Genomic DNA, 26,534 nt, shown 5'->3' on the forward strand with positions numbered 1-26,534 from the left:
GCCAGATCGGCCCTACTCGATGACCTTCGGCGCCACATTACGCTCCGGCGTCCAGGTCTCCTCGTCTTCCACAAGGTAGTCGGGACGCTCGCCGTTCGGGCCCTTGTCCTTGCCCTTGCCGCCGTGTGCTCCCGGCATCCCGGCGGCGCCCATCGGGCGCTGCCCGCCTCCAGCGCCCGCCTGCGTACCACCGCGGCTACGATGCAGGCCGGAGCCACCTTGTCCCCCGACGCCGGACTTGCCACCGGTCGCTCCGACGACGCCGCCCTTCTGCCGAGCCAGCGCCCCTCCACGTCCAGTCGCGGTTCCCTTGGCTCCGGCACCAGCTCCTGGCGCGCCTCCCATACCGGGTGCACCACCACGTCCGCTGCGGGCGCCGGCACCAGCGACACCGCCGCCCGTGCCTCCCGAGCGGCCGGTCATGCTGCCGCCGGTCATGCCTCCACCCGGCATTCCCGTCGGTCCGGAGCCACCACCGCTCACATGACCAGCGCCTCCGCCGGCGCCATTCAGGCTCCCCCCGCCGCCAAGGCCACTGGTACCACCACCAGAGTTGAGGCTTCCGCCACCAGGACCGCCACCGGAGAACCCGTCGAGGCCGGTTCCCACATTCGGAAGAGTCGACATCTTGGGAGGAGTTGCGCTGCCGACGCCGCCGGAGATGCCCCGCTGACGCGGTGCCTCCAGATCACCAGGCGATGTGTATCCCGGCCCCTTCGAAGAAGGCAGGGATCCCTTCGGGGTGGACGGCTTGGGTCGGTTGACCACTCCGTCGGGCAACGGAACGAAGGGAGGCGGCGAAAGGGTGTCACCCCGCTCCGGCACCTCTCCATCACGACCACCCCCACCCGGCGGCTTTCCGATCGCCTGAGCGTTCGACCGGTACGCCGATCCCAAGTACTCCATCATGATGGCGGTCTGGAGTTGACGTTCCTTGCCCTCCGACAGCTCTCCTGAGTTGCCGTTGAGGACGTCCGTGGTGTCCTTTCCCTGCTCGAGTTCGTGGATCGCCTTCGAGTCGTCGCGTCCACCCTTCGCGCCGAAGGTCACCACTTTGAGTGCGTAGTTTCCCACGGCGTCACGGTTGCTCTGACCTTCCGTGGGCATCTCCATGTCGTCGATCTTCTGCTTGTACTCGCTCAGCGACTGCCCGACGCCATTCATGACATGTCGCATATTGGACGCATAAGGCGCCGAGTTACCGATGTTCTGGCTGATCGTGTTCGCACGCTGCCGGAATGCCTCGGCGGCCTTACCACCCCAGTGTTCGAGAACCTCTTTGACCGCGTCGTCGAACTCTTTCCTGAGGCCGCCTCGCCCGTCCTCGCCCACGAGAGTGTCGTGGATCCACTTCCAGTTCTCCGCGATCTCTTTGACCTTGCCCGGGTCGGCATGGGCCACCATCGCCTTGAGCTGCTGCATGTTGTATGTGTAGAACTTGGTTTCGTGCTTCGCGTAGAAGCACCCCTTGTCGGTGGTGACTCCGCCCTTGCTTTCCGACATGGTCACTTACCCCCGGGGTTCAGCGCGTTGTGAACGTCGTACTCACGGTCGTGATACGCGTCCTTCGTCTTGGCCGTCTTCTGGCTCAGATCGTCGACGAGATCGGCGAGCTTCTTCAAGATCTCGTCGTCCATGAACGTCTTCATCGCGTCGTGCGAACGCCGCAGTTCCTCTTCCTCCTGGAAGCCCGTACCCAGCGTTCCGGCCGGAAGATAAGTGCTGTGTCCTGCCTTGCTCTTGGCCTCCGTCATGGCCCTGAGCACACCGTTGAGCTTGCGCCCTACGGTGTCCAGCGCTTCGAGATCGACGTAATACTCGTCGCTGCTGCCCATTACTGTCCTCCCCGTGTGTTCAATGTGTTCTTGCGGCGCCAATCGCGCAACGCGATGGAGGTGCCGACGACCGTGGCGACGGCTAGGGCGCCGCCGCCGATGATGTAGATGGCGATGCGGGCCTGGCGTTCCTCGGTGGATTCGCCGATGGTCAGGACGGCCGGCTGGATGTTGGCGCCGGCGTCGGCCTGGTCGGAGTCGGTGTCCGGGGTGGGCTCGCCGGTCGGCCTGGTCTTGTCGTTGAGGGCCGCTACGGGGTCGACGACGCCCCAGCCGATGTTGTGGTCGCGGTCCTTGCGGACGCGTTCGGCGGTCTTCTCCAGGTGCCAGATGATCTCGCGCGGCTTCCACTTCTGGTGCTCGGCGTTGTTGCGGCCGATCAGGAGGGCCGCGGCGCCGGCGGCGTACGGGGCGGCGAAGCTGGTGCCCTGGTCGACGCAGTTGCCGCCGTTGGGGACGGTGGAGACCATGTCCACGCCGGGGGCGGCGATGTCGACGAAGGCGCCAGCCTGGGAGAAGGGGGCGCGCTCGTTGTTGCGGTCGGAGGCGCCGACGGCCAGGACGTTGGAGTTCTCGAAGGCGGCCGGGTACATGCTCTGCTCGGCGCCGCTCGCGCCGCCGTTGCCGGCCGAGGCGACGATCAGGATGTCCTTGGCCTCGGCCCTGGTGACCGCGGCGCGCAGGCCGCTCAGGAGCGCGGGGTTGGCGTTGGTGCCCTGGGAGATGTTGATGATGTCGGCGCCCGCGGCGACCGCGTCGTCGATCGCCTTGGCCAGGCTGGCGGCGGTGCCGCCCTTTTCCTTGTCCGTCTGCTGGAACGGGATGATCTGCGCCTTGGGGGCGAGGCCGTAGAACCCGGAGCCGGGCTTGGCGCGGGCGGCGATGATGCCGGCGACCTTGGTGCCGTGGCCGACCTGGTCCTCGGTGGGCTTGCCCTTGTCGACATAGCTCTTGCCGCCGCTGATCGCGCCGCGCAGTTGTTCGTTGCCGGAGTCGACGCCGGTGTCGATGACGGCGACCTTGACGCCCGCGCCCTCGCCGTAGGCCCACATCTGCCGGGTGAGCAGACGCTGCAGCGACCACGGGGTCTCTTTGATGTCGTCGGTGCCGAACGTGCACTGGCCACTGTTCAGGGGCACGTTCGGGTCCGCGATCGCCGGTGCGGCCGTCGCGCAGGACAGTGCGACGGCCGAGGCCGCACCGGCCAGTGCTACCGCCGCGCGTCGGCGACGGCCGGCTCGGTGACCATTGGCGCGAGATCCCACGAGGTGTCTGCTCTCCGTGTGTGGCGGATTCGGGAAGGTGAGGGGAGGAACCGGGGAGGCGGTGGAGGAAGTGGGGGGACTGCGTGAGGGCGAGCGCACTGGTGCAGCGCGCCCGCCCTCATTCGCCACTGTGCGAGCCTTGGTGGCTGCTCAGCCGTTGTGCCGTGTCCGTTCCGTCGGTGGACGGTGACGGATCAGCCGCCCCAGATGCTGGCGTTCTTGGACTCGGTGCTCTGGTAGTTCTGAGCGGCCTGGTCCAGGGCCTTGGCGATGGCTTCCAGGGTCGAGTGCAGGGAAGCGGCGCGCTGGTCCCACTCGCGCTGGCGGGCCTGGTAGCCCTCCTGCGCGGCACCTTCCCAGCTAGCGGCGATCTTCTTGACACCCGACTCGAGGTCATCGAGCTGGGTACGGATGTTGTTGGCCGTTCCGCGCACGTCGGAGGCGGCCTGGGAGATCGTCGCGAAATTGACGAGGATCTGGCCGGACATGAAGTCTCCTCGGGGAGTTGAGCTGAGATCGATTCACATGCCGCAACAGGCCGGCCGGCCCACGGTCCGCCGGGGCGGTGGGCCGGTGCGTGCTGCGACGAAGTGGGCGCGCCGCGGGGTGCGGCGCGGTCCCGTCATCCGAAGGGCGAAGCCTGCGCGGAGACGTGGGACATCGACTGAGCCTGCTCCTCTTCCGAGGCCACGTAGTTCTTCGTGGTCGAGTCGATCGCTTCCTTGATCTCGTTCAGCAGCTGGTTCAGGCGCTTGGCGTCGTCATTCACCTGGGTCTGAAGCTGGTGGTACGAGGTGGCGGCAGCGCCCTTCCACCCGGACGTGATGCCCTCGACGACCCCGTTCAGGCGAGTGATCTCACCCTGGATCGACTGGTTGACGGAGGAGATACGGCCGCTGAATGCGACCATCTCCTCCTCAGTGGTTGTGAACTGCTGACCAGCCATAAGTCAACGTCCCCCATGAGACTCGTACGTCGTGCCGGGGGACTGGCGTGAAGCGAGCCCCCGGTTGGCATCTTCTGTTGACGCCTTCCGTCACTTTAACCACTCCATACGCCTGCTCCCAACAGCGGGTGGGCGGTTGTGACGGGATCACAACAAAGGCAACTGGCCGACCGTGAATGCCAATTCGATGGAAACGGACAGATGCCTTTGTTTCGGTCAAGCGTGAAGGTGAAGCCGCGCCCTCGGATGTGAAGGAGTGGTGAGGGTCCGCGGATCAGGAGCTCTGCGGCTTCTTGGCGCTGTCGACATCGAGCTGCGGCCCTTCCGACAGCAACTGCGACCACGCCTTGTCGACCGTCGGCGGGTGCACGCTCTCGTATCCGAGGTGGATCTGCGCCTGGTCGCGCGCCTTCTCCGCATTGCCCGCCTTGGTGGCGCTGTCGTTGCTGCGCGGCACCGAATAGCGCAGCCCGGTGTCGGTCACCAGGAACAGCGTGCCCTCCTTGGCATGGCCCGTCACCTGCTGGTACAGCAGGCCGCTGCCGGGCGTCACGTACGAGGCGGAGCCGGCGGCGATGGTGGCCGGGTAGTCCTTGCCGACCCAGGTGGTCATCTTCGGTACGGCACCGTCGAAGCCGAGCGCCTTGCCCGCGCCGTTCGCGTAGTCCGTGCTGGTGCCGTGGTAGACGCTACAGGCCACACCGGCGCCCTTGCCCGTGTCACCGATGCCGGAGCTGCGCTGCGTCGCGGCGGCGTTGGCCATGGTGACGGCCTCGGAGGGCCACAGGGCCGTGCCCGGGAGCTCCGACATGAACTGGACGACCTGGTCCTTGTCGTCACGCTTGGGGGTGATGCTGTCGGTGGAGACCGCGATCGCGTCCATCTTCTCGCCGCCCTTGTTGACGGCGGTCGCGTTCGGCCCCTCCAGCAGGAGCTTGGCCTGGAAGTTCGTCACCTTCTTCAGGCCGTCGGCGGTCACCACGTACTTCTGGTTGTCGCCGGCCTTCAGGACGTTGCCGATGACGCTGAACTTGCTCGGCACTCCCTCGACGGCCGCCCGGGTGCCGGCCTTGTCCACCCGCGGCATGATGAGCGGCATCCGGCTCTTGATGAGCGTGTTCATCCACTCGGTGGTCACCTGCTGCGGCTGCGCGTCGCCGAAGATGACCTGGCGCAGCTTGTCGTCCTGCTGCTCCTTGACCGCCGGCGAGGGGGCCTTGCCCCCGAGGGCGTCGAACGTGAAGGCCACGCCGTTCTCGTCGACCAGGTACTTCACACCCTCCGGGTCCTGGACGTACAGCGCCTGGTGCAGGTCCAGCTTGCCGTGGTCGAGCACCTTGGCCTTGTCCTTGCCGCCGAGGACGAAGACGGCCTGCTGGGACTTGCTGTTCTCACCGCTGCCCGGACGGTCGCACACCGCCCAGATCTTGGGGGCGCCGGCCTCCTTGGCGGTGGGCAGCCGGTCGGGGGCGTACGGGATTCCGATGGCCGGGCCGTGCGGGATCTTTCCGTCGAGTTCCTCTTCCTTCACCTTTACGACCTGAAACTTCTTCGGGTCGAGAAGGAGTTTGGCGGAAGCCAGGTTGAGGATCGGGTGGAGGAGTTTCTGATTGCTTCCGTTTTCGCCCTTGCTGTTCAGGACGACATACCGGGTGGTGGACTTGTCGCCGACGATGACGTTTTGCGCCGGCGTGTCCCAACCCTTCGGGGCGACCGGCTTGAGGATGCCGCAGGCACCGAAGCCCACGGTGACCACCAGGCCGAGCAGGATGCTCGGGAGCACCGCCTTGAGCGGCCGCGGCGCGCTCTCGATCGAGCCGTTCGGCAGCGGCTTCAGAAATGCCGCAGTCGTCCGCTTTCGAGCGAACGAATACGCATTCAGCTCGTCCCGACGTGATGCCATTGTTGCTTTCTCTCCCCGCCTGTCGGATCCACCGTGGACCGCCCCCGGCACTCGGGCCGCAGCGCCCTCTACTATGCCGTGTGTCGATCGACCCGTACGGTACGGGTGCCACCTTCCGGTGCACCAGTCTCGACGACGGTACCGAGGCCGGGAAGACATACCGCTCGGAGGCACAATGCTCGGAGCCACACCACCAGTAGAGGAGCAGGCCGGGGGATGTCCAGCGCCACCAGGGCTCGACGCCGCAATGGGCGGCAGCAACAGCAACAGCCTTCCGTTGCGCCGCATTACGCGGGAAATGCGGGCGAAAACGGTATAGCTCCGGGCAATGGAGGAAATCAGGGCCGGGAAGCCGCGGATCGGCCGGCCGGTCCGGTGGCGCCCCGGCTGCGCGCACAGGCCGGAAGCATCGGCGGCGTCCGCGTCCAGCAGCTCGCGATCATCGAAATCGCCGCGGCGCTGGTGCTGGTGGGATGGGCGATCCACCCCGTGGCCCTGTCCGTCGCGGCGGTGCTGGCGGCCGTACTCGTCGTCTTCGCCGTCGGCCGGCGCCGGCGCATCCCGCTGCCGGAGTGGATCACGACCGTACGCGCGATGAAGCGCCGGGCCAAGCGGAGCGGTTCGGCCGCGGGGGCCGGCGGTGTCGACCCGGCCTTCGCGCCGCTGGTGGAGTGTGACCCGGCGCTGCGGACGTACGAGTACACCGACGCCGAGCAGCGCGCGATCGGCTTCGTCGGGGACGGCACGTTCCTGACCGCCATCGTCCAGATGGAGGGCCGCGACGAGCCGCTGCGCCCGGCCAGCGGCGGCCGCCCACTGCCGCTGGACGTACTGCATACCGCGCTGGACGTGGAGGACATCCACCTCGAATCGGTGCAGTTCGTGCAGTACACCCAGCCCGCCCCGGCCCCGCACCTTCCCGAGCAGGCCGTCGCCGCCCGCTCCTACGCGCCGCTCCAGGCGCAGACGAAGACGCCCGCCCTGCAACTCACCTGGATCGCGCTGAAGCTGGACCCGGAGCTGTGCGCGGAGGCCATCGAGGCGCGCGGCGGCGGCCTCGACGGCGCCAAGCGGTCGCTGCTGCGCGCCGCCGACCAGCTCGTCAGCCGGCTGTCCGCGCACGGCGTACGGGCCAAGGTGCTCGCCGAGCGCGAGGTGGTGGCCGCGGTGGGCACCGCGGTGTGCGTCAGCCCGCGGGCCGCGAACGGCGCGATGGGCCGCGATGGCCGCGCCGCGCGCCGCATCCAGGAGTCGGTCCGCGCGATGCGCTGCGACGACCGCTGGCACACCACGTACTGGATCGGTCGCTGGCCCCAGCTCGGCCGGGGCGGTACGCCGCTCGCGGACGTCGTCCAGTTGCTGACCAGCACCCCGGCCATGGCCAGCACCTTCTCGCTCACCGCCGCGCACGGCAGCGGCCGGGCGCCCGCCATCTCGGGCTATGTCCGCCTCTCGACCCGCAGCGAGAACGAACTGACCGCGGCACAGAGCGAGTTGGAGCGCCGCTCGGGCTCCACGAAGGTCGGGCTCGTACGGCTGGACCGTGAGCAGCTCCCCGGCCTGCTGGCCACGCTTCCCCTCGGAGGTACCCGCTGATGGCGACGCCCACCTACCAGCCCCGCGCCACCCCCAGCAGCGACGGCTGGCGCAACCCCCCGATCGGCGGCACGCCCGCGGGCGGCGGACGGCGGCTCTCGCACGAGCCCCGTCCCGACGAGCGGCAGGCGGCGTCCGACGGACCGCGCCCGCAGCCGGGTTTCGGCCTGCGCGGTCCACGGCGCAGTCCGCACGTCCTGACGCCGGAGTCGCTCGGCTCGCTGACCCTGCCGGTCGCCGAGGACGGCGTCGTCATCGGCATCGATCCGCAGAACCAGCCCGCGGTGCTGAGCCTGCTGCGGCCCAGCCCTCTTGAGGTGGTGCTGGTCGGCAGCATGTGGCTGGCGCAGGTGCTGTCGCTGCGCACCGTCGCCACCGGCGCGCGGGTCGCGGTCGAGACCGCCCGGCCGCCGGCCTGGGCGCAGATGGCGCAGGCCGCGGGCGGCGGGCAGCAGTGCGTCTCGGTCCACGACGTACGGCAGATCGCCCCGCAGGGCGCGTCGGTCTCCAGCCCGGTGCTGGTGGTACGGGACATGGGCGCGCGGCCGCCGCGCAACCAGCTCGCGCCCGGCCCCTGGCAGTCCGTACTGACCGTGCTGCCCTTCCTGGGCCCGCGGTCACCGCAGATGCTGGCCCGCGCCGATCTGGTCTGCCTGCAGCGGCTGTCGCCGGAGGAGGCCGAGGTCGTGACGCGCATCATGCGGCTCCCGGCGCAGATCGGCGGGGTGCTGCCGACGCTCAGCGACAACGCGATGCTCTGGTGCACGCGCGACAGCCACCAGTTCGTGATGACGCAGCCCACCGACGCGGAGACGAACCTCCTCGGCGGTCCGCGGCGCATGGACTGACGGAGCGATACCCATACAGAGTGATGAACGTGCGGCGCGGGCTTCGCGGGTACCTCTTCGGGGTGTCGGCGGGCCCGCGCGCGTGCGTCGTACGCCGGGCCGCGCGCCGTGGCCCCCGGCAGGCCGGCCCCGTGCGGGCGCGGCGGCGGCCCCGTCCACCGGTGTGCCGCCGGTGCGCCACCGGTGCCGCCGGGTTGCCAAGACGAGATGCCATCGACTGCCGTTCGAGGCCGACTGTTGATTAGGCTGTATCGGAGAGCCGCAGGGGCACACCGACGGCTGCCGATACGGGGATGGAGACAGTTAGTGTTGGCGCTACCCGGGGTGGTGTGGTCCGACGTCCGCTACATCCGATTGATCCGCCTGTATCCGGTCCTGCCGTTCAGGTGCGTTTCAGTACACCAGGAGGCACAGTGAGGGAGCAGGAGGCTTTCCGTCCGGACGGGAACGATCCTGACGACGACCAGTCCGAGTTCGATCTGACGGGTGAATTCAAGATCGATTTTGCGGCTCCGGCCTGGTACGCCAGCAACGACACCTGCGGCGGCGGCACGGCCGCGGCCGCACCGGCCACACCTTCCGCCGCCACGCCCTCCACGCCGCCCACCGGCGCGCCGCTGAACGGGCCCGCGCAGACGGGCCCCGGACAGACCGTCCCGCAGGCAGGCCCGGCCCAAGGCGCGCCGCAGGGCCCGCCCCAGGGTGCCGCGCCGCCGCCTGCCGCGCCTACCGCGCCTCCTGGGTTCCCGACGCTGCGACCGCACGACGGTGCCGCCGACGCCGCTCCGGCACCCGCGCCCACCGCGCCGCCGGTCGCGCCCGCCCCCGCCGCGCCCGCACCGCCCGCGCCCGCACCGACGGCTCCCGTGACGCCTCCCGCGCCTGTCGCGGAGGCCGCGCCGGAGACGCCCTCCGAACCCGCGCCGGAGACACCCGCGGAACCCACGGAACCTGCGGAGTCCGACGCGGCAGCCGAGACGTCCGCGCCGGGGAACGTACGCGCCGGCCGCGGTCTCGACCCGTCGGCGTCCCTCTGGGCCGACGAGCCGGAGCCCGAACCGGCCCCCGCGCCCGCCCCGGTGGAGGCCGCGCCGGCCGCCGACGGGCAGCGGGCCGACGAGGCGGACGGGTCCGGCGGTGCTGCCGAGGCCGACGCACCGGCCCCTGCCCCCGCTCCCCTGGCGCAGCCCGCGCCGGAGACCGAAGCGTCCGCCGCCGCGCCGCAATCGCCCGTGGAGCAGCAGCCCGCTCCGCAAGCGCCGCAGCAGCCGGAAGCCGCGCAGCAGGACGTACCGCAGGAAGCCCCGCAGCAGGGCGTGCCCCAGCAGCAGCTTCCGCCGGAGCAGGTGCCACAGCAGCAGGCGGAGCCCCAGCAGGTGCCACAGCAGCAGGTGCCACAGCAGCAGGTGCCGCAGCAGCAGGGCACTCCCCCGCAGGGCGCGCCTTGGGGCGCCGCCGCCGGGCAGCAGGCAGGTGCTCCTGCGAACCTGCCGCCGCTGCCTCCGGAGTACCAGCCTGCGGACCCGCGGACGGCTCAGGCACCGCAACAGCCGTATCAGCAGCAGGCCCAGCACCAGCCTCAGCCCCAGGCGTACACCCAGCAGCCGCAGCCGCAGCCGTATCAGCAGCAGGCCGGCTACCCGCAGCAGCAGGCCCAGCACCAGCCCCAACAGCCCCAGCCGCAAGCCGCTTACGGCTACCCGCAGCCTGCGTACGGGTACCCGCAGCAGCACCCCCAGCAGGGCGCCCCGATGCCGCAGCAGGCACCGGCCGACCCCAACACCGCTGCCGCGCAAGACGGTTACGGCTACCCGCAGCAGGCCCAGCCGCAGCAGCAGGTGCCCCAGCAGGCCCAGCAGCCGGCACAGCAGCAGGCCGGTTACGGCTATCCGCAGCAGCAGGGCGCCTACGGCTACCCGTACGCCGCCCAGGGCTACCCGCAGCAGGCCGCACCCGCGCAGCAACAGCAGTACCCCGGATACGGCCAGCAGCAAGCCCACCCACAGGCGCAGCCCCAGGCGCAGCAGCCGCAGGCTCAACAGCCCCAGCAGACACCGCCGCAGGCCCCGCAGCAGCCGCAGGCTCCCACCCCTGTCCAGGGCGCCGACCCGAACGCCGCTGCCAACTACGCGCAGTACTCGCAGCCGGGCCAGCAGCAGCAACAACAGCGGGCCGCTCCCGGCGCGCCCCTGGGCTACAGCGCCGCCGTCGAGCTGACCTCCGACCGGCTGCTCCGCAATCAGCCCAAGAAGAAGAAGCCGGGCGCCAACGCGCAGCCCTCGCGCTTCAAGCTGGGTGCGAAGAAGGAGGAGCAGGAGCGCCAGCGCAAGCTGGAGCTGATCCGTACGCCGGTGATGTCCTGCTACCGGATCGCGGTCATCAGCCTCAAGGGCGGCGTCGGCAAGACCACGACGACGACCTCGCTGGGCGCCACGCTCGCCTCCGAGCGGCAGGACAAGATTCTGGCGATCGACGCGAACCCGGACGCCGGCACGCTCGGCCGCCGGGTCCGCCGCGAGACCGGCGCGACCATCCGTGACCTGGTGCAGGCGATCCCGCAGTTGCACAGCTACATGGACATCCGCCGGTTCACCTCGCAGGCGCCGTCCGGTCTGGAGATCCTCGCCAACGACGTGGACCCGGCCGTCTCGACGACGTTCAACGACGACGACTACCGGCGGGCGATCGACGTCCTCGGCAAGCAGTACCCGATCATCCTCACCGACTCGGGCACCGGCCTGCTCTACAGCGCGATGCGCGGTGTGCTGGACCTCGCCGACCAGCTCATCATCATCTCCACGCCGTCGGTGGACGGTGCCTCCAGCGCCAGCACCACGCTGGACTGGCTGTCCGCGCACGGCTACGCCGACCTGGTGCAGCGCGGTATCACGGTGATCTCCGGGGTCCGCGAGACCGGCAAGATGATCAAGATCGACGACATCGTGTCGCACTTCGAGACGCGCTGCCGCGGTGTGGTCGTGGTGCCGTTCGACGAGCACCTGGCCGCCGGTGCCGAGGTCGACCTGGACATGATGCGTCCCAAGACCCGCGAGGCGTACTTCAACCTGTCCGCGCTGGTGGCGGAGGACTTCTCCCGGACCCAGCAGGCACAGGGCGCGTGGCACGACCCGGCCGCCCAGCAGCCGATGCAGCCGGGCGACCCGAACGCCCAACAGCAGTACGCCCAGCAGGCGTACCCGCAGCAGCCGGGCCAGGAGGCGCCGGGTCAGCAGCCCGCCGGCTACCCGCCGCAGCAGGGCGGCTGGACCCAGCAGCCGCCGGGACAGCAGCCGCCGGCCGGCTGGCAGCAGCCGCCCCCGGACGCGCCCCAGGCGCCCGGTCAGCCCGGCCTCCAGCCGGGGTGGACGCAACAGCCCCCGCCGCAGTAGCGGCAGCCGCCGCCCGCACCTCCTGCGACGGGATGCGGGCGGCGTACGGCGCACGGCACGCAACGAGGCCCGGCACTGTCCCCAGTGCCGGGCCTCGCCCCGTCGTCCGGCGGCTCCGCTCGCGCGGGAGGCGCCGCGTCAGCCGCCGTTGCGCCGTCGTCAGCCCTCGGCCGACCCGATCAGTTCGCGCGTCTCCTTCACGTCGACCGCCATCCGCTCCAGCAGCCCGTCGAGCGTCTCGAACTTCTCCATGCCGCGGAGGTAGACGTAGAAGTCCACGGCGACGTGCAGGCCGTACAGCTCCAGGCCGACGCGGTCGATGGCGTGCGCCTCGACGGTCCGCGCCGTGCCGTCGAACTGCGGATTGGTGCCGACCGAGATCGCCGCGGGCATCTTCTCGCCGTCCGCGTGCAGCCAGCCCGCGTACACCCCGTCCGCCGGGATCGCGGTGTGCGGCAGCGTCTCCACGTTCGCCGTCGGGAAGCCCAGCTCCCGGCCCCGCTGCGCACCGCGCACCACGACGCCCTCGACGCGGTGCGGCCGCCCCAGGACCTCCCGCGCGCCTGCGACGTCGCCCTCGGCGACCAGCCGCCGGGTCAGGGTCGAGGAGAACGGCTCGCCGCCGCCCGCCGTGCCACGCTCGAACAGGTCGACCACCTCGACCGCGTAGTCGTACGTGCCGCCCAGCTCGGCGAGGGTCTCGACGGTGCCCGCCGCCCGGTGCCCGAAGCGGAAGTTCGGCCCCTCGACGACCAGCTTCGCGTGCAGCTTGTCGACCAGGACCTTGACCACGAAGTCGGCCGGGGCCAGCTTCGAGAACTCCGTGGTGAACGGCAGGATCAGCACGGCGTCCACGCCGAGGCCCGCCATCAGCTCCGCGCGCCGCTCGTGCGGCGCCAGCAGCGGCGGGTGGGTGCCGGGCCGTACGACCTCGCTGGGGTGCGGGTCGAAGGTGACCACCACGGCCGGTACGCCCAGCTCCCGGGCGCGCGCCACCGTCTTCCCGATGATCAACTGGTGCCCGCGGTGCACGCCGTCGTAGGAGCCGATGGTGACGACGCTGCGTCCCCAGCCCTCGGGGATGTCCTCCAAGCCACGCCAGCGCTGCACTGTGCCCGCTCCTCGCCAGAACTCTCGTCCGTCACTGCGCCGGGGAAGAACCCGGTCGGATCCGGGCACCCTCGGCCTTACGCAGGTCTAAGACTGCCATGCCTCGCGCATCGCTTCGCGGGAAGGGTCGCCTCGCTTCTGTGGAGTGCGGCACCCTCCGGTGCGCGTTCCGCCGTCCCGGCCCGCGCATGTCACCCGCGCGCCGGAGCACACCGCCGCCGCCCGCGCCCCGCCGCCCGCCGAGGAGGTCTCCGTGCGTGGTGCGGACACGGCGACGGGCGGCGCCATGGGCACGGCACCGCCCGTTGTACTGCTCTGCTCCGTACCGCTCCGTCGGCGCGGCTATCCCGCGAAAACCGCCAGGCTCTTCGCCCGGCCGCCCTGGTTCTCCAGCAGCGCCAGGAACGTCCCGTCCGGCGCGAACGCCGCCGCGGGCCGCGCCGGACCGTCGCCCTCGTCGAACCGCGGCATCGGGATGCGCACACCGTTGGTGAGCAGACGCGCCTGGTCGAGCGTGACGTCCCAGCGTGGGAACGCCGCGGCCGCCGCCTCGCCGATCGGCATGACCGGCAGCCCGCCGTCCGCCTCGTCGTCCACGGCCGTCTGGAGCTGCTCCAGGGTGCGGGCCCGGTCGAGCTTGTACGGGCCCACCCGGGTACGCCGCAGCGCGGTCAGGTGGCCGCCGACGCCGAGGGTCTCCCCCAGGTCGCGGGCGAGCGCCCGGATGTACGTACCGGAGGAGCACTCCACCGAGACCAGCAGGTCCGTGACGGGCGTGCCGTCCTCCGCCTCGGCCTCCTCGGCCGAGTAGACGACGAAGGAGGAGACCGTCACCGGGCGGGCCGGTATCTCGACGTCCTCGCCCTTGCGCACCCGCGCGTAGGACCGCTTGCCGTCGATCTTGATGGCGCTGACCTTGGACGGCACCTGCATGATGGCGCCGGTCAGCGCCGCCACGCCCGCGTCGACGGCCGCCCGGTCCAGGCCGTGCGCGGCCTTGGACGCGGTGATCTCGCCCTCGGCGTCGTCGGTGACCGTCGTCTGGCCCAGCCGGATCGTGCCGACGTACTCCTTCTCGGTCAGCGCGAGGTGCCCGAGCAGCTTCGTGGCGCGCTCGATGCCCAGGACGAGCACGCCCGTCGCCATCGGGTCCAGCGTGCCGGCGTGCCCGACGCGGCGGGTGCGGGCCATGCCCCGCATCTTGGCCACCACGTCGTGCGAGGTGAAGCCGGCCGGCTTGTCGACGATGACCAGGCCGTCCGGCGCCCCCTGCTTGGCGCGGGTGCGCTCCACGCGCTTCGCGCCGGTGTTCTCGCGCTTCATTACGCCGTGGTGTCCTCGTCCTCGTCGTCCGGCTTGCGGTACGGGTCGGCGTCGCCCGCGTACGCCGCGCCCGAGGACGCCTCGCGCACCTTGGCGTCCGAGGCCCGCGCCTTGTCGAGCAGGTCCTCGATCGTCTTGGCGTTCTCCGGCAGCGCGTCCGCGACGAAGGTCAGGGTCGGCGTGAACTTCACGCCCGCCGCCCGGCCGACCTCGGAACGCAGCACGCCCTTGGCGCTCTCCAGCCCGGCCGCCGCACCGGCCCGGTCCTCGTCGTCGCCGTAGACCGTGTAGAAGACCGTCGCCTCCCGCAGGTCGCCGGTGACCCGGGTGTCCGTGATGGTCACGTGACTGCCGAGCCGCGGGTCCTTGATGCCGCGCTGCAGCTTCTGGGCGACCACCTCCCGGATGAGGTCCGCCAGCTTCTTCGCCCGCGCATTGTCGGCCACTGGTCCGTCTCCTTCTGTGTCTTTCACCATGGTGCATGTGGCGCCGACGACCCGCTCAGTCGTCATGGTCGCCGTGGATGCGCCGCCGTACCGACAGCAGCTCCACTTCGGGCCGTGCGGCGACCAGGCGCTCGCAGCGGTCCAGTACGTCCGTGAGGTGCTCCGTGTCCCCGGACACCACCGCGAGACCGATCTCGGCCCTGCGGTGGAGGTCCTGCTCGCCGACCTCCGCCACGCTGACCGCGTACTTGCGGTGCAGTTCGGCGACGATCGGGCGGACCACGGAGCGCTTCTCCTTCAGCGACCGTACGTCGCCGAGGAGGAGGTCGAAGGACAGTGTCCCTACGTACATGCGATGCGGGTAAGGCCACCCGTGGGGCACTAGATGCCGGATGTACGACTCGTTCGAACCGTACACGCAAAGGCCGGGGCCGATCGACGGAAATATCTTCCGCCGACCGGCCCCTCCCACCCGTCGCCCGGCCACCATCCCTGGTGGACCGGGCTACGCGCGGGCTTGCTGTCTGCGTGATCAGCCGCGCGGCTTCTCCCGCATCTCGTACGTCGCGATGACGTCGTCGACCTTGATGTCGTTGAAGTTGCCGAGGTTGATACCGCCCTCGAAGCCTTCGCGGATCTCGGTGACGTCGTCCTTGAAGCGGCGCAGACCCTCGATGTTGAGGTTCTCCGCGATGACCTTGCCGTCGCGGACCAGGCGGGCCTTGGTGTTCCGCTTGACCTCGCCGGAACGGATGAGAACACCCGCGATGTTGCCCAGCTTGGACGACTTGAAGACCTCGCGGATCTCCGCCGTGCCGAGCTCGACCTCTTCGTACTCCGGCTTGAGCATGCCCTTGAGGGCCGCCTCGATCTCCTCGATCGCCTGGTAGATGACCGAGTAGTAGCGCACGTCCACGCCCTCGCGCTCGGCCATCTGCGTCGCGCGGCCTTCGGCGCGGACGTTGAAGCCGATCACGATCGCGTCGGAGCCGGACGCCAGGTTGATGTCGGACTCCGTGACCGCACCGACGCCGCGGTGCAGGACCCGGATGTCGACCTCTTCGCCGACGTCGAGCTGGAGCAGCGAGGACTCCAGGGCCTCGACCGAACCGGACGCGTCGCCCTTGATGATGAGGTTGAGCTGCTGCACCTCGCCGGCCTTGAGCACCTTGTCCAGGTCCTCCAGCGACACCCGGCGGGTGCGCTTGGCGAACGCGGCGTTGCGCTCACGGGCGGCGCGCTTCTCGGCGATCTGGCGGGCCGTGCGGTCCTCGTCGACGACCAGGAAGTTGTCGCCGGCGCCCGGGACGTTGGTCAGACCCAGCACCAGGACGGGGGTCGAGGGACCCGCTTCCTGCACGTTCTGGCCCTTGTCGTCGAGCATCGCCCGGACTCGGCCGTACGCGTCGCCGGCCACCATCGTGTCGCCGACGCGCAGCGTGCCGCGCTGGACCAGGACGGTCGCCACGGCGCCGCGGCCACGGTCGAGGTGGGCCTCGATCGCGATGCCCTGCGCGTCCTGCTCGGCGTTGGCCCGCAGGTCGAGCGAGGCGTCCGCGGTCAGGACCACGGCCTCCAGCAGCTCCTCGATGTTCAGACCCTGGCGGGCGGAGATGTCGACGAACATCGTGTCGCCGCCGTACTCCTCTGCCACCAGGCCGTACTCGGTGAGCTGGCCGCGCACCTTGGTCGGGTCCGCGCCCTCGACGTCGATCTTGTTGACCGCGACCACGATCGGCACGTCGGCCGCCTTGGCGTGGTTCAGGGCCTCGATCGTCTGCGGCATCACACCGTCGTTGGCCGCCACCACGAGGATCGCGATGTCGGTCGACTTGGCACCACGGGCACGCATGGCGGTGAACGCCTCGTGACCCGGGGTGTCGATGAAGGTGATGCGCCGCTCTTCGTCGTTGACCTCGGTCGCGACCTGGTAGGCACCGATGTGCTGGGTGATGCCGCCGGCCTCGCCCGCGATGACGTTCGTCTTGCGGATCGCGTCGAGCAGTCGCGTCTTGCCGTGGTCGACGTGACCCATGACGGTCACCACCGGCGGACGCGCGACGAGCATCTCCTCGCCGCCCTCGTTCTCGCCGAAGTCGATGTCGAACGACTCCAGGAGCTCGCGGTCCTCCTCCTCCGGGGAGACGATCTCGACGACGTAGTTCATCTCCTCGCCGAGGAGCGTGAGCGTCTCGTCGGAGACGGACTGCGTCGCGGTGACCATCTCGCCCAGGTTCAGCATGACCTGGACGAGCGATGCCGGGTTGGCGTTGATCTTCTCGGCGAAGTCGGTCAGCGAGGCACCGCGCGACAGGCGAACCGTCGCACCGTTGCCACGCGGCAGCATGACGCCGCCCACCGACGGGGCCTGCATCGCCTCGTACTCCTGGCGACGCTGCCGCTTCGACTTGCGGCCACGACGCGCCGGACCACCGGGACGGCCGAAGGCACCCTGCGTGCCGCCACGGCCACCGGGACCACCCGGACGGCCGGCGAAACCGGGACGGCCGCCGAAGCCACCGCCACCACCGGGACCGCCGCCACCGGGACGACCGGCGAAACCGCCGCCGCCACCCGGACGACCGCCGCCGCCACCGGGACGACCGGCGAAGCCGCCGCCACCCGGACGACCGCCGCCGCCACCGGGACGACCGGCGCCACCGGGGCCACGACCGCCACCGCCGCCGGGACCCGGACGCGGGCCGGCAGCCGGGCTCTTGGGCATCATGCCCGGGTTGGGGCGGTTACCGCCGCCGGGACGCGGGCCGCCCTGGCCGGCGCCCTGCGGGCGGGGCATGCCGCCCGGGGTCGGACGGTTGCCGCCGGGAGCCTGCGGACGGGGACCGCCCTGGCCACCCTGGGCGCCGCCCTGCGGACGCGGGCCGCCGGGGGCACCCTGACCGCCGGGACGCGGCGCGCCACCGGGACGGGGGGCCTGCGGGCGGGCCATGCCGGTGGAGCCACCGGAGGTGAAGGGGTTGTTGCCCGGACGCGGGCCGGACGGACGGTTGCCGCCGGGACGCGGGGCGCCGCCCTGGCGGTCGCCGCCGGGACGGGGCGCGTTGCCGCGGCCCTGACCACCGTCACGGCCACCCTGGCCGCCCTGCGGGCGGGCCGGACGCGGGCCGGGGGTGGCGCCGCCGGGCTTCGGGGCCGGAGCCGACGGCGGGGCCTGGAACTCGGGCTGCGCGGGCGCGGCCGGAGCGGGCTTGGGCGCCGGGGCCTTGGGGCCCGGCGTGGGACGCGGGCCCGGGGCGGCCGGGGCCGACTTCGGGGCCTCGGCGGGAGCCGCCGGGGCCTGGGACTGGGGTGCCTCGGGGGCAGCCGGCGCCTCGGGGGCGGCCGGCGCCGGAGCCGCGGGGCCCGGCTTGGGGGCGCCCGGCTTCGGGGCGGCAGGACGGCCCGCCTGCGCCGGGGACGGCGCGGACGGCTTTGCAGGCGCGCTCTTGCGCGGCGCCGCGGGCTTGCCGGCGGAACGGCCGTTGCCGTTGCCCGCCTGGAAAGCGTCGGTCAGCTTTCGAACAACCGGCGCCTCGATCGTCGAGGACGCCGAACGGACGAATTCACCAAGTTCTTGGAGCTTGGCCATGACGGCCTTGCTCTCCACGCCGAACTCCTTGGCGAGTTCGTATACCCGGACCTTAGCCACTTCGCTCCTTCTAGGTCCGGGTGTCGACCGGACCGTCGCTACTTCATGGGCGTACTCATCGCGTACTCATCGAGTGCTCATCGCAATCTCGACCTACTTCCGACTCGCGAGGTACCTGACCGCACGGTTTTCCGTGCGCTGTGCTTTCTTACGGTGTTGCCTGATCAACCGGTGTAGCTTGATCAACATGCGCCCGTTCGACGAACCGGCGCAAGGCCGCCACATCGAACGGTCCCCGGCCCCGGAAGGCCCGGGGGAACGACCGGCGGCGGACCGCCAGGTCGAGACAGACCCGTGTCGGGTGCACATAAGCACCCCGGCCGGGCAGCGTACCGCGAGGATCGGGGACACACTCACCCTCGATCATCACGATCCGCAACAGATCGCCCTTGGCCGCTCGCTCCCGGCACCCCACACAGGTACGTTCAGGGCATACGCGGGTATGCGTCCGGCCAGACACTGCTTAAGTCTACCTCCCCGCGCCGACCTCACCCCTACGGGGTAATGCCCGAACGGTCGCTCAAAATTCCGGTGGGCCGCCACTGATTTTCGGCTGCGGCCACACCCTGCTCGTCCCGGACCGCCGCCGGGCACGGACTGTCCCCGCGCCCGGCGGCGGCTCGACCTCAGTCCTGGTCCGCGCCCTGCTCGGTGTCGGGGCGGATGTCGATCCGCCAGCCGGTGAGCCGGGCGGCGAGCCGGGCGTTCTGGCCTTCCTTGCCGATGGCCAGCGAGAGCTGGTAGTCGGGCACCGTCACCCGGGCGGAGCGCGCCGCGAGGTCGACGATCTCGACCTTGCTGACCCGCGCGGGCGACAGGGCGTGCGCCACCAGCTCGGCCGGGTCGTCCGACCAGTCGACGATGTCGATCTTCTCGCCGTGCAGCTCGGCCATGACCGCGCGCACCCGGCCGCCCATCGGGCCGATGCAGGCACCCTTGGCGTTCAGCCCGGAGCGGGTGGAACGTACGGCGATCTTGGTGCGGTGACCCGCCTCACGGGCGATGGCGGAGATCTCCACCGAGCCGTCGGCGATCTCCGGCACCTCCATGGCGAAGAGCTTCTTCACCAGATTGGGGTGGGTGCGCGAGAGGGTGACGGACGGGCCGCGCACGCCCTTGACCACCCGGACCACGTACGAACGCAGCCGGGTGCCGTGCGCGTACTCCTCACCGGGGACCTGCTCCTGCGCCGGCAGGATGGCCTCCAGCTTGCCGATGTCGACCAGCACGTTCTTCGGGTCCCGGCCCTGCTGGACGACGCCCATGACGACGTCGCCCTCCCGTCCGGCGTACTCGCCGAAGGTGATCTCCTCCTCGGCGTCCCGCAGCCGCTGCAGGATGACCTGCTTGGCGGTGGTCGCCGCGATCCGGCCGAAGCCCGACGGGGTGTCGTCGAACTCACGGGGCTCGGCGCCCTCTTCGAGGTCGGCCGGGTCCTCCTTGGCCCACACCGTCACATGGCCGGTGTTGCGGTCCAGCTCCACCCTGGCGTGGCGGCGGCTTCCCTCGGTGCGGTGGTACGCGATGAGGAGGGCCGACTCGATGGCCGCGACCAGCAGGTCGAACGAGATCTCCTTCTCCCGCACCAAACCCCGCAGGGCACTCATGTCGATGTCCACGGCTACGCCTCCTCCTGGCTCTCGTCGTCCTGCTGGGCGCGGTCGTCGCGCCCCTGGTCCTGCTTACGGTTGAACTCGATCTCCACGCGTGCCTTGGCGATCTCGGCGAAGGCGACCCGGCGGGCGGTGGGCTTGCGGCCCTTGACGCCCGGCACTTCAAGATCCAGGCCCTCGTCGTCCATGGCGGTGATCCGCGCCACCAGCTCGCCGCCCTCGTGGAGTTGGAACCTGACGAGACGGCCGACGGCGCGGCGGTAGTGCCGCGGCTCGGTCAGCGGGCGGTCGGCTCCGGGCGAGGTGACCTCCAGCGTGTACGGGGCGCCGCCCATCACGTTGGAGTCGTCGAGCGCCTGCGACGCCTCGCGGCTCAGCTCGGCACACTCGTCGAGCTGCACGCCGTCGTCGGAGTCGACCACGATCCTCAGCACACGCCGCTTTCCGGCCGGTGTCACCTCGATCTCTTCCAGATCCAGGTCTCGCGCGGCGACGAGCGGTTCAAGCAGTCCGCGCAGCCTCTCGCTCTGGGTGGTGCTCATCCGGGTGACTCCTCGGCCGCGTGTGCTGTTGTGGGAAGGTCGCGTGTCGGGTCAAAGCCTAGCTGTTCCGGCGGGGTACTGACGATTCGGTGGCCGGGCACGGATACGCTCGCCTGCGGTGATCACTACGGACGCCCCCACCGAAGACCCCGGGAAGTCACACGTGCACAACGTCGCGCTCACGCGCAGGAGGACCTTGCTGGCCGGCTCCGTGCTCGGCGGGACGGCGCTGCTGCTCACCGGCTGCTCGGAGGATTCCGGGCCCGGCGGCGGCCGGGCGGGCGTGGACGCCGCGGCGGACGCCCGGCTGCGCGGGCAGGCCGCGCGGGACACCGCGGCCCTGCTCGCCCGGTACGACGCGACGCTCGCCGCGCACCCCGGGCTCGGTGAGCGGCTGCGGCCGCTGCGCGCCGAAGTGGCCCGGCACGCGGCGGCGTTCGGGGCCTCCCCCGCGCCGTCACCGTCCACCGGGCCGTCCACCGGGCCGTCCGCCGGGCCCCGTGCGGGCGCGTCGTCCTCCGCACCCGCCTCCCCCATGCCCTCCGGGTCCGCGCCCTCCGCCTCCGCCGTCCCGCCCGACGAGAAGCAGGCGCGTACGGACCTCGCGGCGGCGGAGCGCCGCACCGCGGACGCCCGCGCCGCGGCGCTGGTGGGGGCGGCACCGGAGCTGGCCAGGCTGCTGGCGTCGGTCGCGGCGGCGGGCGCGGCGCACGCGTACCTGCTCACGGAGGACGGCGCGTGAGGCACGCCGGGACGACGGCCGTACGCACGACGGGACAGCGGCCGGGGCAGGGCCCGGCCACGGAAGGGGCACGGCGATGCTGACATCCAGGGCGGCGCGCACCGGCGCGGCGGAGGGCGACGCGCGGGGCGCCGGGCTGCGGGCGCTCCAGGCCGCGCTGGCGGCCGAGCACGCGGCCGTCTACGGCTACGGCGTGGTCGGCGGCCGGATCGGCGACGACCGGCGCAAGGAGGCGCGGGAGGGCTACGACGCGCACCGCGCGCGCCGGGACGCGCTGCGGCGCGGCGTACGGGATCTGGGCGGCACCCCGCAGGCCGCCGCGGCCGCGTACGAGCTGCCGTTCCCGGTGCCGGACGCGGCCGCCGCGGCCCGGCTGGCCGCGGAGCTGGAGGACCGGGTGGCGGCGGTGTACGCCGATCTCGTACGGGACGGTGACGGCGCGCGGCGCCGGGACGCGGCCGGGGCGCTGCGGGAGGCCGCGGTGCGCGCGGTGCGCTGGCGCGGCAGCGGCGTAGCCTTCCCTGGGCTCGCGGAACGGGCCGGGGGCGCCGGCACTCCGTCCGGCGCGGCGCCCGGCGCCGCCGGCCGGCCCTGACGACCGCCCGCGCCAGGGTCGCCCCACGCCTACCGAACGACCACCGAACGACCACCGAACGTCCACCGAAAGGGACAGCACAGGCATGGCTACGGCACCCATCGAACCGCCGCGACGGCTGGTGAGCGCGCTCGGCGGCGATCCGGACGGCCCGGCCGGTGCCTGGCTCGAAGCGCTGCCCGCGCTGGTTCAACAGCACCTGGAAGCCTGGGAGTTGACGCCGGAGCGGGTGCACGAGCCGGGCGGGCGCAGCAGCCTGCTGGTGTACGTGCGGCAGGCCGACGGCACGCCGGCCGCGCTGAAGTTCCCGGCCCCGGGCCGGGCGGCGGCGCACCAGGGCGCGGCGCTGGCGCAGTGGGACGGCTGGGGCGCGGCACGGCTGCTGCGCGCCGACGCGGACAGCGGTGCGCTGCTTCTGGAGCGCCTGCGGGGCGCGGTGTCGCTGCGCTCGCTGCCGGAGGCCAAGGCACTGCTGGAGGCGGCCGGCACGGTACGGCGGCTGTGGGTGCCGCCGGCGGACGGCCACCCGTTCGCGTCCCTGGCGGGCCGTACGGAGCAGACCGTCGAGGAGCTGCGCGCCCTCGGGTCGGCGATCCGGGCCGCGGGGCCGCTGCTGGACGAGAGCCTGGAGCTGCGCCGGGCGCTGGCGGCCGACGCCCCCGAGGAGGTGCTGCTGCACGGCGCGTTCCGGCAGGGCAAGGTGCTGGCCGGTGAGCGGGCGCCGTGGCTGGCGGTCGGCCCGTCGCCGGTGGTCGGCGAGCGGGCGTACGACCTGGCCTGGCTGGTGCTGGACCGCTTCGAGGACCTGGCGGCCGGTTCGGGTGCGGCCTCGGCGGCCCGGCGCCGGGTGGCCAAGCTGGCGGACTCCCTGGACGTGGACCGCGACCGGCTGCGCAGTTGGACGCTGTACCGGGCGGTGGAGTCGGGGGTGCGCGAGATGACGGCGCCGGGCGGCGACGCGCAGCGCGGCGAGCTGCTGCTGGAGTTCGCCACGTGGCTGTAGGGGCGGCTCCGGGAGGGCGCTGACGGCCGGTGGCCGGGCGGAACCGTCTGCTCGGTCCCGCCCGGCCACCGGGTCACTCGCGGTCGGTCAGGCGCTCAGCCGGGCCACGGCCTCCTCGACCGTCAGCTCCTCGCGCTCGCCCGTACGGCGGTCCTTCAGCTCGACGACACCCTCGTCGGCGCGGCGGCCCGCGACCAGGATCTTCGGGACGCCCAGCAGCTCCGCGTCGGTGAACTTCACCCCCGGCGAGACACCCGCCCGGTCGTCCACCAGGACGCGCAGGCCCGCGGCGCCGAGCTTGTCGCCGACCTCCAGGGCCAGCTCGGTCTGCTTGGCCTTGCCCGCGGCGACCACGTGCACGTCGGCCGGGGCGACCTCACGCGGCCAGCACAGGCCGGACTCGTCGTGGGTCTGCTCGGCGAGGGCCGCGACGGCGCGCGAGACACCGACGCCGTACGAGCCCATCGTGACGCGCACGGGCTTGCCGTTCTGGCCGAGCACGTCCAGCTCGAAGGCGTCCGCGTACTTGCGGCCGAGCTGGAAGATATGGCCGATTTCGATCGCACGGTCGATGCGCAGGCCCGCGCCGCACTGGGGGCAGGGGTCGCCCGGCTCGACCACGACGACGTCCAGGTACGCGTCGACCTCGAAGTCCCGGCCCGCGACGACGTTGCGCGCGTGCTTGCCGTCCTTGTTGGCGCCGGTGATCCAGGCGGTCCCGGGGGCGACCCGCGGGTCGGCGTAGTACGTGAACGACTTCCCGGCCAGGCCCTGCGGGCCGACGTAGCCGCGCACCAGGTCGTCGCGGCCGACGAAGTCCTCGGCGGTGACCAGCTCGACCGTGGCCGGGGCCAGGTGCTCACCCAGCTTGCCGAGGTCCACCTCGCGGTCGCCGGGCACGCCCACGGCGACGATCTCGCCGTCGACCTTGACCAGCAGGTTCTTCAGCGTGGCGGAGGCCGGGACGCCCAGGTGCTCGGCCAGCGTCTCGATGGTCGGGGTGTCGGGGGTGTCCAGCTCCTCCACCGCGCCGACGCCGGCGGCGTCCGAGGGCTCGACCTTGACCGTGACGGCCTCGGTGTTGGCCGCGTAGTCACAGGCCGGGCAGTCCACGAAGGTGTCCTCGCCGGCCGCGGCGGGGGCCAGGAACTCCTCGGAGGCCGAGCCGCCCATGGCGCCGGAGACGGCGGAGACGATGCGGTAGTCCAGGCCCAGCCGCTGGAAGATCTTCTGGTACGCCTCGCGGTGCAGGCGGTACGACTCGGCCAGGCCCTCGTCGGTGGTGTCGAAGCTGTACGAGTCCTTCATCTGGAACTCGCGGCCGCGCAGCACGCCGGAGCGGGGCCGGGCCTCGTCGCGGTACTTGGTCTGGATCTGGTACAGGGTCACCGGCAGGTCCTTGTAGGACGTGCACTGGTCCTTGACCATGAGCGTGAAGATCTCTTCGTGGGTGGGCCCGAGGAGGTAGTCCGCGCCCTTCCTGTCCTTGAGCCGGAAGAGCTGGTCCCCGTACTCCTCCCAGCGGCCGGTGGCCTCGTACGGCTCCTTGGGCAGCAGGGCCGGCAGCAGGACCTCCTGCGCGCCGATCGCGTCCATCTCCTCGCGGATGATGCGCGACACGTTCTCCAGCACCTTCTTGCCCAGCGGCAGCCAGGTCCAGATGCCGGCGGAGGTGCGGCGGACGTAGCCGGCGCGCACGAGCAGCTTGTGGCTGGCGGTCTCGGCGTCGGCCGGGTCGTCGCGCAGCGTCTTGATCATCAACCGGGACATGCGCTGGACCTGGGCCATGGTGATTCTCCTGCGTAAGAAAGGTGACTTCCGCGAGGTTATCCGGAGGGACGCGCCCCACGGAAATGGGATCCGTGCCCCGCCCGGCCGGATCCCGCGCGGCCGTCCGGGTCCCGCCCGGCCGCGCCCCGTCAGCGCTTGAGCGGCAGGGGCGCGCCCATCACGGCGTACGGCAGGGGGGCGCTCGGGAACAGGACGCGGCGGGCCAGGTCCCGGTAGCCCAGGGAGCGGTACAGGCCGCGGGCCGGGCTGTCGGCGTCGATGGCGGACAGGATGCTGCGCGGTTCGGCCGCTTCGTCCGTGATGCGGGTGATCAGTTCGCGGCCGATGCGGCGGTTCTGGAAGGCGGGCAGCACATGCAGCTCGGTGATCACGAAGGAGTCGTCGAGCCAGTGGTCCCGGTCCTGGGAGCGCAGGTACGGCTCGACGACCGTGGACCACCAGTGCGTCCGGTCGTTGGGCATCCCGTAGACGAAGCCGATCAGGCGCCCGGCGGGGGTGGTGGCGCCGAGGGCGCGGGCCCCGGGGCTGGCCAGGTGCCGCAGCACGATGTGGCGGCGGACCCCGATCTCGTCGTCGGTCAGCCCGAACGCCAGTGCTTGCACGGCGAGCGCGTCGTCCACGCGGACAGCGAGATCCAGGGGGCCGACCGCGACGTCATCCATGGTCGGGAGCGTACAAGGCACCGGGCCGTAAGACGATCGGCCGACGGTCCTTCCGCGGCGGGGCACCGCCGGGGGCTCAGAACAGCACGCTCATGAAGGCGCCGGTCTCCTCGAAGCCCACCCGCCGGTACGCGGCGCGGGCCGCCGTGTTGAAGTCGTTCACGTACAGCGAGGCGACGGGCGCGATCTCGGTGAGCGCGTAGCGCAGCACGGCCGCCATGCCGGTCTCCGAGAGGCCCTTGCCGCGGTATTCGGGGGCGACCCAGACGCCCTGGATCTGGCAGGCCCGCTGCGTGGCGGCGCCGATCTCGGCCTTGAAGACCACCTGGCCGTCGTCGACGCGGGCGAAGGACCGCCCGGTGCCGACCAGCTCGGCGACGCGCGCCTGGTAGAGCAGCCCGCCGTCGCCGGCCAGCGGCGAGATGCCGACCTCCTCGGTGAACATCGCCACGCACGCAGGCATGATCAGGTCCATCTCGTGCTTGCCGATGCGCCGGACGTACGGGTCGGGCTCGACCTCGGTGGCGAGGGAGGACGTGACCATCAGCGGCTGGTTCGCGCGGATCTCGCGGGCGGGGCCCCAGGCGGGCTCCAGGAGGGACCACAGCTCGGCGGTGGGCCCGGCCGGGCCCACGATGGAGGAGCAGCGCCGTCCCTGGCGGCGGGCGCGCTCGGCGAAGCCGCGTACCGCTTCGGGGGTGGCGCAGACGGGGACGAGGTTGGCGCCCGCGTAGCACAGCGACTCCAGGCGGCCGCCCGCGTACCAGCCCCACATCTCGCCGCCGAGCCGCCAGGGGTCCAGTCCGGCGACCTGGACGCGGGCGGCGACGAAGGCGTTGGCGACCGGGTCGCGGTCCAGTACCTTCAGTGCGTCGTCGAGCTCCCCGGGCTCCAGAACCTTGGTGGTCGTGGTCGTCAGCACGTGTCGCAAAGCCTCACCTTTACGGGCCTGGGAGGCCAGGCGACTGCAGGTCCTGGCACTTTACCTCCCCGGCGGCCGAGCAGCGGATCTGCTGCGGGTACCGCTCCTGGCGCGATCTACGCACCGAGCCCCGCCACCGGTGCGGTGGCGGGGCTCGGGGGCGCGCTGGGCGCCAAGGGCTGTACGGGAGCGCCAGGGGCGGTGGCGGCGCTCAGCCGGCGACGGCGATGGTGGGCTCGCCGGAGGCCACGCCGTCCTTCTCCATCTGCTCGGCGATCTTCATGGCCTCTTCGATGAGGGTCTCGACGATCTTCGACTCGGGCACCGTCTTGATGACCTCGCCCTTGACGAAGA

Annotated in this window: 23 protein-coding genes and 1 pseudogene; 6 read left to right on the top strand and 18 right to left on the bottom strand. The window is 71.8% G+C overall.

Features of this window, described 5'->3' with window-relative positions:
* Positions 1–12 precede the first annotated feature (12 nt).
* The 6 genes from ACH4EB_RS35480 to ACH4EB_RS35505 all read right to left on the bottom strand — a co-directional run bounded on the left by ACH4EB_RS35480 (position 13) and on the right by ACH4EB_RS35505 (position 5,949).
* Positions 13–1,503, bottom strand: coding sequence for a WXG100 family type VII secretion target (locus tag ACH4EB_RS35480; protein ID WP_398352481.1), 1,491 nt, complete (start codon positions 1,501–1,503; stop codon positions 13–15).
* Positions 1,504–1,505: 2 nt separating this feature from the next.
* Entirely contained in the window at positions 1,506–1,835 is a 330-nt protein-coding gene (locus ACH4EB_RS35485; protein WP_398352482.1) for a hypothetical protein, read from the bottom strand.
* On the bottom strand, positions 1,835–2,974 hold the full coding sequence (gene mycP, locus ACH4EB_RS35490; RefSeq protein WP_398352483.1) for a type VII secretion-associated serine protease mycosin: 1,140 nt from the start codon (positions 2,972–2,974) through the stop codon (positions 1,835–1,837). The genes ACH4EB_RS35485 and mycP overlap by 1 nt, the downstream gene beginning before the upstream one ends.
* Positions 2,975–3,294: 320 nt before the next feature.
* Positions 3,295–3,588 (bottom strand): WXG100 family type VII secretion target, encoded by a 294-nt coding sequence (locus ACH4EB_RS35495; RefSeq protein WP_030024340.1) that lies wholly within the window; start codon positions 3,586–3,588, stop codon positions 3,295–3,297.
* A gap of 134 nt (positions 3,589–3,722) precedes the next feature.
* Positions 3,723–4,046, bottom strand: coding sequence for a WXG100 family type VII secretion target (locus tag ACH4EB_RS35500; RefSeq protein WP_030024339.1), 324 nt, complete (start codon positions 4,044–4,046; stop codon positions 3,723–3,725).
* 274 nt (positions 4,047–4,320) lie between these two features.
* On the bottom strand, positions 4,321–5,949 hold the full coding sequence (locus tag ACH4EB_RS35505; protein ID WP_398352484.1) for a type VII secretion protein EccB: 1,629 nt from the start codon (positions 5,947–5,949) through the stop codon (positions 4,321–4,323).
* A 375-nt stretch (positions 5,950–6,324) separates the two neighbouring features.
* Between ACH4EB_RS35505 and eccE the strand changes: the two genes are divergently transcribed.
* From eccE to ACH4EB_RS35520, 3 genes are all read left to right on the top strand, one after another.
* Positions 6,325–7,545, top strand: coding sequence for a type VII secretion protein EccE (gene eccE / locus ACH4EB_RS35510; protein WP_398352485.1), 1,221 nt, complete (start codon positions 6,325–6,327; stop codon positions 7,543–7,545).
* Positions 7,545–8,393 (top strand): hypothetical protein, encoded by an 849-nt coding sequence (locus ACH4EB_RS35515; RefSeq protein WP_398352486.1) that lies wholly within the window; start codon positions 7,545–7,547, stop codon positions 8,391–8,393. The genes eccE and ACH4EB_RS35515 overlap by 1 nt, the downstream gene beginning before the upstream one ends.
* A 413-nt stretch (positions 8,394–8,806) precedes the next feature.
* Complete coding sequence (locus ACH4EB_RS35520; protein ID WP_398352487.1) at positions 8,807–11,782, top strand: SCO5717 family growth-regulating ATPase; 2,976 nt, start codon at positions 8,807–8,809, stop codon at positions 11,780–11,782.
* 159 nt (positions 11,783–11,941) lie between these two features.
* Here the strand turns inward: ACH4EB_RS35520 and ACH4EB_RS35525 are convergent, their stop codons facing one another.
* From ACH4EB_RS35525 to rimP, 8 genes are all read right to left on the bottom strand, one after another.
* The gene (locus ACH4EB_RS35525; protein ID WP_398352488.1) at positions 11,942–12,892 is read right to left on the bottom strand and encodes a bifunctional riboflavin kinase/FAD synthetase; all 951 of its coding nucleotides are present in this window, start codon (positions 12,890–12,892) and stop codon (positions 11,942–11,944) included.
* A gap of 342 nt (positions 12,893–13,234) precedes the next feature.
* Positions 13,235–14,215, bottom strand: coding sequence for a tRNA pseudouridine(55) synthase TruB (truB, locus tag ACH4EB_RS35530; RefSeq protein WP_398352489.1), 981 nt, complete (start codon positions 14,213–14,215; stop codon positions 13,235–13,237).
* A complete protein-coding gene (rbfA, locus tag ACH4EB_RS35535; protein ID WP_398352490.1) occupies positions 14,215–14,661 on the bottom strand; it encodes a 30S ribosome-binding factor RbfA in 447 nt (148 codons plus the stop codon). The genes truB and rbfA overlap by 1 nt, the downstream gene beginning before the upstream one ends.
* Positions 14,662–14,716: 55 nt before the next feature.
* Positions 14,717–15,013: a DUF503 domain-containing protein gene (locus ACH4EB_RS35540; RefSeq protein ID WP_398352492.1), complete on the bottom strand. Its 297-nt coding sequence runs from the start codon at positions 15,011–15,013 to the stop codon at positions 14,717–14,719.
* 180 nt (positions 15,014–15,193) lie between these two features.
* The gene (gene infB, locus ACH4EB_RS35545) at positions 15,194–18,310 is read right to left on the bottom strand and encodes a translation initiation factor IF-2 (RefSeq protein WP_398352494.1); all 3,117 of its coding nucleotides are present in this window, start codon (positions 18,308–18,310) and stop codon (positions 15,194–15,196) included.
* 148 nt (positions 18,311–18,458) lie between these two features.
* Positions 18,459–18,770: a YlxR family protein gene (locus ACH4EB_RS35550; protein WP_398352495.1), complete on the bottom strand. Its 312-nt coding sequence runs from the start codon at positions 18,768–18,770 to the stop codon at positions 18,459–18,461.
* A 166-nt stretch (positions 18,771–18,936) separates the two neighbouring features.
* Positions 18,937–19,929, bottom strand: a complete 993-nt coding sequence (nusA, locus tag ACH4EB_RS35555) for a transcription termination factor NusA (protein WP_398352496.1) — start codon at positions 19,927–19,929, stop codon at positions 18,937–18,939.
* 2 nt (positions 19,930–19,931) lie between these two features.
* Entirely contained in the window at positions 19,932–20,465 is a 534-nt protein-coding gene (gene rimP / locus ACH4EB_RS35560) for a ribosome maturation factor RimP (protein ID WP_398352497.1), read from the bottom strand.
* A gap of 163 nt (positions 20,466–20,628) precedes the next feature.
* Here rimP and ACH4EB_RS35565 point away from each other — a divergent pair, with 163 nt between their 5' ends.
* From ACH4EB_RS35565 to ACH4EB_RS35575, 3 genes are all read left to right on the top strand, one after another.
* Positions 20,629–21,207, top strand: coding sequence for a hypothetical protein (locus ACH4EB_RS35565; protein WP_398352507.1), 579 nt, complete (start codon positions 20,629–20,631; stop codon positions 21,205–21,207).
* 76 nt (positions 21,208–21,283) lie between these two features.
* The gene (locus ACH4EB_RS35570; protein WP_398352498.1) at positions 21,284–21,802 is read left to right on the top strand and encodes a ferritin-like domain-containing protein; all 519 of its coding nucleotides are present in this window, start codon (positions 21,284–21,286) and stop codon (positions 21,800–21,802) included.
* A gap of 85 nt (positions 21,803–21,887) precedes the next feature.
* On the top strand, positions 21,888–22,805 hold the full coding sequence (locus ACH4EB_RS35575) for an aminoglycoside phosphotransferase family protein (RefSeq protein ID WP_398352500.1): 918 nt from the start codon (positions 21,888–21,890) through the stop codon (positions 22,803–22,805).
* 87 nt (positions 22,806–22,892) lie between these two features.
* Here ACH4EB_RS35575 and ACH4EB_RS35580 read toward each other — a convergent pair whose 3' ends face one another.
* From ACH4EB_RS35580 to ACH4EB_RS35595, 4 genes and pseudogenes are all read right to left on the bottom strand, one after another.
* The gene (locus ACH4EB_RS35580) at positions 22,893–24,593 is read right to left on the bottom strand and encodes a proline--tRNA ligase (protein WP_398352501.1); all 1,701 of its coding nucleotides are present in this window, start codon (positions 24,591–24,593) and stop codon (positions 22,893–22,895) included.
* 131 nt (positions 24,594–24,724) lie between these two features.
* Positions 24,725–25,258 carry a GNAT family N-acetyltransferase gene (locus ACH4EB_RS35585; RefSeq protein ID WP_398352502.1) on the bottom strand — a complete coding sequence of 178 codons (534 nt, stop codon included), beginning with the start codon at positions 25,256–25,258 and terminating at the stop codon, positions 24,725–24,727.
* Between the two features lie 76 nt (positions 25,259–25,334).
* Positions 25,335–26,180 (bottom strand): GNAT family N-acetyltransferase, encoded by an 846-nt coding sequence (locus tag ACH4EB_RS35590; protein ID WP_398352503.1) that lies wholly within the window; start codon positions 26,178–26,180, stop codon positions 25,335–25,337.
* A gap of 211 nt (positions 26,181–26,391) precedes the next feature.
* Positions 26,392–26,534: pseudogene (locus ACH4EB_RS35595) on the bottom strand (4-hydroxy-3-methylbut-2-en-1-yl diphosphate synthase); the annotation flags it as partial.

Source organism: Streptomyces sp. NPDC018045 (assembly GCF_044327445.1).
Taxonomy (GTDB): domain Bacteria; phylum Actinomycetota; class Actinomycetes; order Streptomycetales; family Streptomycetaceae; genus Streptomyces.

What these genes read in the sequence shown, in the direction of transcription:
- ACH4EB_RS35575 (WP_398352500.1), top strand. Translation starts at nt 21,888, where the DNA reads ATGGCTACGGCACCCATCGAACCGCCGCGACGGCTGGTGAGCGCGCTC.
- ACH4EB_RS35500 (WP_030024339.1), bottom strand. Translation starts at nt 4,046, where the DNA reads ATGGCTGGTCAGCAGTTCACAACCACTGAGGAGGAGATGGTCGCATTC.
- ACH4EB_RS35515 (WP_398352486.1), top strand. Translation starts at nt 7,545, where the DNA reads ATGGCGACGCCCACCTACCAGCCCCGCGCCACCCCCAGCAGCGACGGC.
- rimP (WP_398352497.1), bottom strand. Translation starts at nt 20,465, where the DNA reads ATGAGCACCACCCAGAGCGAGAGGCTGCGCGGACTGCTTGAACCGCTC.
- ACH4EB_RS35580 (WP_398352501.1), bottom strand. Translation starts at nt 24,593, where the DNA reads ATGGCCCAGGTCCAGCGCATGTCCCGGTTGATGATCAAGACGCTGCGC.
- ACH4EB_RS35585 (WP_398352502.1), bottom strand. Translation starts at nt 25,258, where the DNA reads ATGGATGACGTCGCGGTCGGCCCCCTGGATCTCGCTGTCCGCGTGGAC.
- ACH4EB_RS35570 (WP_398352498.1), top strand. Translation starts at nt 21,284, where the DNA reads ATGCTGACATCCAGGGCGGCGCGCACCGGCGCGGCGGAGGGCGACGCG.
- ACH4EB_RS35495 (WP_030024340.1), bottom strand. Translation starts at nt 3,588, where the DNA reads ATGTCCGGCCAGATCCTCGTCAATTTCGCGACGATCTCCCAGGCCGCC.
- ACH4EB_RS35480 (WP_398352481.1), bottom strand. Translation starts at nt 1,503, where the DNA reads ATGTCGGAAAGCAAGGGCGGAGTCACCACCGACAAGGGGTGCTTCTAC.
- ACH4EB_RS35540 (WP_398352492.1), bottom strand. Translation starts at nt 15,013, where the DNA reads ATGTACGTAGGGACACTGTCCTTCGACCTCCTCCTCGGCGACGTACGG.
- ACH4EB_RS35505 (WP_398352484.1), bottom strand. Translation starts at nt 5,949, where the DNA reads ATGGCATCACGTCGGGACGAGCTGAATGCGTATTCGTTCGCTCGAAAG.
- truB (WP_398352489.1), bottom strand. Translation starts at nt 14,215, where the DNA reads ATGAAGCGCGAGAACACCGGCGCGAAGCGCGTGGAGCGCACCCGCGCC.
- ACH4EB_RS35485 (WP_398352482.1), bottom strand. Translation starts at nt 1,835, where the DNA reads ATGGGCAGCAGCGACGAGTATTACGTCGATCTCGAAGCGCTGGACACC.